Raw genomic sequence first — 5,068 nt, forward strand, 5'->3', positions numbered from 1 at the left:
GGGGCGGGGGGGGGGGGGGGGGGGGGGGGGGGGGGGGGGGGGGGGGGGGGGGGGGCGGGGGCGGGGGGGGCCCCCCCCCCCCCCCCCCCCCCCCCCCCCCACCTCCGTCGCCCCGCCCGCCCGGGGCCAGCCGGCCCACGAGGCCACGCCCACCACCCCCACCGCGGCCGCGGCCGCGGGCGCCGTCAGCAGCGCCCGGCGCCGCCTCAGCCGGCGGCGGCCGCCGCGGCTCGCCGCGCCCGCCAGCCACGCGGGCGCCTCCACCCCCTGCACCGCGGCGTCCATCTCGCGCCGCAGCCGCTCCTCCAGCTCGTTCACCACCGGCTCATCTCCTCCTCGTCCGCACCCGTGAGCTCGCGCAACCGGGCCAGGCCCTTGGCGGCCTGGCTCTTGACGGTGCCGCGCGAGACGTCCAGCTCCTCCGCGATCCGCTCCTCCGACCAGTCCTCGAAGTAGCGCAGCACGATGACCGCCCGCTGCCGCGGCGGCAGCAGGCGCAGCCGCGCCAGGACGTCGGCGCGCGCCGCGCGGTCGGCGGCGCCGTCGGGGACGGCGCGGTCGTGCCGCTCGTGCAGCGGCACCTCCCGCGGGCGGCGGCCCGCGCGGCGCCACCGGTCGGTGACGGCGCGGGTCATCGCCGTGCGGGCGTACGCCTGCGGGTCCTGCACCGAGCGCCAGCGCACGTACACGCGTTCCAGGACGTCCTGGAGCAGGTCCTCGGCGGCGCCGCGCTCGCCGGTGAGCAGCAGCGCGGTCCGCAGGAGCCGGTCACCGCTGGTGGTGACGAACTCCTCGAACGACCCTTCCACGGCCCCTCCTCACGACGGCTGCACCCCTGTAGACGCCGCGCGGCCCCGCCGGGTTGCCCGGCGGGGCGGGGGACCCGGCGGGGCCGTGGTGGAGCGGGGGCGGGGGGGTCGGGGCGAGTCGGGACGGGGACGGGGGCGGGGCGCTCAGCCCTTGACGGCCCCGGAGGCCAGGCCGGCGACGTAGAAGCGCTGCAGGGCGACGTAGAGGACCACGCAGGGGATCATCGCCACGACCGCGCCGGCGACGAGGTAGCCGAAGTCGATCGCCCCGTAGGCGCCGGACTGCAGGTTCACCAGCGACAGCGGCAGGGTGTACTTGCGGTCGTCGGTGAGGAACGTCAGCGCCCCGAGGAACTCCGTCCAGGAGGCCAGGAAGGCGTACAGGGCGCTGGTGGCGATGCCGGGCACCAGCATGGGGCGCAGCACGGAGGCGAGGGTGCGCAGCGTGCCGGCGCCGTCGACGTGGGCGGAGTCCTCGATCTCCGCGGGGATCGACTGGAAGGCGTTGCGCATGACGAACACCCCGAAGGGCAGGTTGACGGTGGAGTAGAAGAGCACCAGGCCCAGCCGGGAGTCGGTCAGGCCCAGGGCGTTCATCTGCAGGTACAGCGGCGTGATGATCGCCTGGAACGGCACCATCATCGTCACCACGACCAGGCCGAAGAGGACGCCGCGGCCGCGGAAGGCGAAGCGGCCGAAGCCGTAGCCGGCCAGCGTCGCCAGCAGCGCGGTGAGCAGCGCCGTGGCGACCGAGACGAGCAGGCTGTTGCCGACGGCGCGCAGGATGTCGGCGTCGCCGGTGAACAGCGAGCGGAAGTTCCCCCAGCCCAGGTCGGTCAGCGAGGCCCACGTCTGCTGCGGGGAGACGATGACGTCGTTGGGCTGGAAGGAGCGCAGCACCGACCACAGCAGCGGCACCAGGAACACCAGCGCCGCCAGCGTCCCGCCGACGACGTAGAGGACGACCTTGGTGCGGCTCTCGGCGCGGGACTGCTCGGCCGCGCGCGGCGGGCGGGCCCGGCGCGCGGGGGCGGTGGCCGGTGCGGCGGCGGCGGTGGTGGGCACGGTGGTGGACACGACGGCTCCCTCAGTCCTTCTCGCGCAGCAGGCGGAACTGGGCGGCGGTGACCAGGCCGATGACGACCACGACGACCACGGACAGCGCCGAGGCGGCCCCGAGCTGCAGCTGCACGAAACCGCGCTGGTAGACGTACATGACGACGGTCTGGGTGTCGGTGCCCGGCCCGCCGCGGGTGAGGACGTAGAACTGCGTGAACGCCAGCAGCGAGCCGATGACGGAGATGACCAGGCTCATGGCGATGGTGCGCCGCAGCATGGGCAGCGTGATGCTGCGCTCGCGCTGCCACCAGCTCGCGCCGTCCATCTCGGCGGACTCGTGGACCTCGCGCGGGATGCCCTGCATGCCGCCCATGAGCAGCACCATCGTCAGCCCGGACACCGCCCAGACGATCATCACGCAGATCAGCCCGGTGGCCAGCGGGCCGTCGGCCAGCCAGGCCGTCGTGCCGTCGGTGACCCCCAGCGAGCGCAGCACGACGTTGACGGCGCCGGAGTCGGGCTGGGCCTCCAGCACGAGCAGGAAGCTCAGCGTCGTCAGGCCGATGACGTAGGGCAGGAAGAACACCGTGCGGAGGAACGTGGCCCCGCGCCGGTTGGAGCGGACCACCACGGCCAGCACGTACCCGACGAGCAGGATGGGCACGGTGACGACCGCGGTGTAGAGCACGGTGTACGCCACGGACTTCCAGAACACCGGGTCCTGCGCGACGCCGGCGTAGTTGCGCAGGCCGATGAACTCGTAGGAGCCGATGAGGGGCCAGTTCGTCAGCGACATGTAGACGGCGAAGACGAGCGGGACCAGGACGAAGACGACGACGAACGCCAGCGCCGGCAGCACCAGCAGCAGCCCGGTGCGGGCGGGGTGCGTCAGGGAGCCGTGCTCCCCGGCGCCGGGGCCGCGGCGGGCGGCGGCGGGGCGGGGGGCGCGCGGTGCGGCGCGGTCCGCGAGGGCGCTCACAGCTGCGCCTGCTCGAGGACGCGGTCGAAGCCCTCCTGGCCCTCGGCCAGGGCGGCGTCGACGTCGCCGTCGAAGACGGCCCGCCGGAACGCGGCGATCCACGGGGAGTCCTGCTGGTTGAACAGCAGGTTGTAGGCGAGGGTCACGGGTGCGTACGCCTCCTCGATCTGCTCCAGCGGCGCGACGGCCAGGGGGTAGGTGGCGCGGTACTCCTCGGTCGCCGCGTCCGAGCGCACGGGGATGTAGCCGCCGGCCGGCAGGTTCGTCTGCTGCGGCAGGTCCAGCGCGAACTTCACGAACTGCCAGGCGGCGGAGGCGTTGGCCGCGCCGCGCGGGATGCACAGGTTGTCCCCGCCGGCGAAGGTGGCGCGCCCGCCGTCGGGCCCGGGCAGCAGCGCCACCCCGGTCTTCGCCCGCATCTCGGGGTCGGCGCTGAGCACGGCGACGGAGAAGTTGGCGGGGAAGAGCGCCACGGTGCCGGCGGTGAAGGCGGCGCCCCAGCGGGCGCCGTCGCCGGAGAAGTTCGCCCGCGGCATCAGGCCCTCGGCCCACAGGGTGCGGTACAGCTCGAAGGTGCGCCGGACGGCGTCGTTGCCGGCGATGTCCCCGCGCTGGGAGCCGACCTCCCCGACGACGGTGCGCTCCCCGGCGGCCCACACGTGCGGCTGCACGACGAAGCCGAGGATGCCGGCGGCGTTGCCGTCGATGGAGAGCCCGTGGGTGCTCTCCCCCAGCTCGCCGACGGCGCGGGCCGCGGCGAGCATCCCGTCCAGGTCGGCGGTGGCGTCGGCGGGGTCCACCCCGGCCCGCTCCAGCAGCTCGGTGTTGTAGAAGAGCGCGGAGTTGTCGGCGATGTAGGGCACGCCGTAGGTGCGGCCCTCGCGGGTGGCCAGGCCGAGCTGGCCGGGGTTGAGCCGGTCGGCGAACTCGAGCTGCTGCACCAGCGGGGTGAGGTCGGTGAAGGAGTCCCGGTAGATGAACGGCATCGAGTTGATGTCGTCGATGTCGACGACGTCGGGGACGTTCCCGCCGCGCACGGCGGTGGCCAGCTTGGTGACGTACTGCCCGTCCAGGACCGGGGTGACCTCCACCCGCACCCGGTCCTGGGAGGCGTTGAAGGCGTCGACGGTCTGCCGGACGCCGACGACGGTCGCCGCCCGGCACCACAGCCGGACGACGCCCTCGCCGTCCTCGCCGAACCCGGCGGCGGTGACGTCGGGTTCGGGCAGGGTGGAGGCGCAGGAGGGCAGCAGCGCGCTCAGCGCCGCCAGCCCCCCCAGGCCCAGGACGTTCCTGCGGGGAAGCACCATCGCTCTCCTCCGTGGGTGGGGTTCTCGTCAGGCCCGCGGGAGCCAGACGCGCATGGGGCCGACGCCGCGGTTGGCCCAGGCGTAGTACGGGACGGCCTCGACCTGCACGGTCCCGGCCTCGGCCTGCTCGGCGGGCTCGTCGCCGGCCGGGCGGTACAGCGGCGCGGCGGCCGCGCCGAGCGCGCGGTGCACGGGCAGGTGCAGCACCGAGACCCCGCCGAGCAGGTCGGGGCGGTGCTCGGCGCGCGCGCCGCGCAGCTCGGCCACGCGCACGCGCACGTCGTCGGCCACCAGGTCGGCGGGCAGGTCCGGCTGCTCCACGCAGTACACGAGCGGGCCGCGCTCGATCGCCACGGCGCCGCGCACGGCGTCCACGCGCGGGTCGGCCTCGAGCACGCGCACGCCCATCGGCAGCACGAGCTCGGCGACGTCCCCGGCGGACCAGGCGCGCCGCACCCGCAGGTACCGCCCGGAGGCGGCCTCGACCCGCTCGCCGGCGACGGTGGCGGTGGCGCCCTCGGCCCAGCCGGGCACGCGCAGCGCCAGCTCCCACTCGCCGTCGCCGGGCTCGCGGACCTCGACGCGCACGGTGCCGTCCCACGGGTAGTCGGTGCTGACGGCCAGCTCGACCGCACCGGCGCCGGCCGGGTCCGCGCGCACGGTGCCGGTGGCGAACTGGTGCAGCTGCACGCCGCCGCCGTCGGTGGTGGCCACGTAGGCGTCCAGGCTGGACAGGGTGCGCATGATGTTCGGCGGGCAGCAGGCGCAGTCGAACCACGGCCGGCGCCCGTGCGCGGGGCTGCGCTCCTCGTCGGGGGGGGGGGGGGGGGGGGGGGGGGGCGGGGGGGGGGGGGGGTTTTGTGTTGTGGGCGCGGGGGGGGCGGGGGGGGGGGGGGGGGGGGTGGGGGGGG

General features: G+C 75.7%; 5 protein-coding genes. All 5 read right to left on the reverse strand.

The genetic code is table 11. The features are described from left to right. Nucleotides 1–314 precede the first annotated feature (314 nt). Nucleotides 315–809: a SigE family RNA polymerase sigma factor gene (locus ACRYR7_RS24140; protein ID WP_432574826.1), complete on the reverse strand. Its 495-nt coding sequence runs from the start codon at nucleotides 807–809 to the stop codon at nucleotides 315–317. 144 nt (nucleotides 810–953) lie between these two features. Next, complete coding sequence (locus tag ACRYR7_RS24145) at nucleotides 954–1,886, reverse strand: carbohydrate ABC transporter permease (protein ID WP_432574827.1); 933 nt, start codon at nucleotides 1,884–1,886, stop codon at nucleotides 954–956. Nucleotides 1,887–1,896: 10 nt separating this feature from the next. Next, nucleotides 1,897–2,847: a carbohydrate ABC transporter permease gene (locus ACRYR7_RS24150; RefSeq protein ID WP_432574829.1), complete on the reverse strand. Its 951-nt coding sequence runs from the start codon at nucleotides 2,845–2,847 to the stop codon at nucleotides 1,897–1,899. Next, the gene (locus tag ACRYR7_RS24155; protein WP_432574831.1) at nucleotides 2,844–4,157 is read right to left on the reverse strand and encodes an ABC transporter substrate-binding protein; all 1,314 of its coding nucleotides are present in this window, start codon (nucleotides 4,155–4,157) and stop codon (nucleotides 2,844–2,846) included. The genes ACRYR7_RS24150 and ACRYR7_RS24155 overlap by 4 nt, the downstream gene beginning before the upstream one ends. A 27-nt stretch (nucleotides 4,158–4,184) precedes the next feature. Beyond that, the gene (locus ACRYR7_RS24160; RefSeq protein WP_432574832.1) at nucleotides 4,185–4,901 is read right to left on the reverse strand and encodes a glycoside hydrolase family 127 protein; all 717 of its coding nucleotides are present in this window, start codon (nucleotides 4,899–4,901) and stop codon (nucleotides 4,185–4,187) included. Between the last annotated feature and the right edge of the window lie 167 nt (nucleotides 4,902–5,068).

This window comes from Kineococcus gurbantunggutensis (assembly GCF_050871925.1).
In the GTDB taxonomy this organism is placed as follows: Bacteria; Actinomycetota; Actinomycetes; order Actinomycetales; family Kineococcaceae; genus Kineococcus.

Bases quoted from the DNA above. Each gene is read 5' to 3' on its own strand.
- ACRYR7_RS24155 (WP_432574831.1), bottom strand. From the start codon at position 4,157: ATGGTGCTTCCCCGCAGGAACGTCCTGGGCCTGGGGGGGCTGGCGGCG.
- ACRYR7_RS24160 (WP_432574832.1), bottom strand. From the start codon at position 4,901: ATGCGCACCCTGTCCAGCCTGGACGCCTACGTGGCCACCACCGACGGC.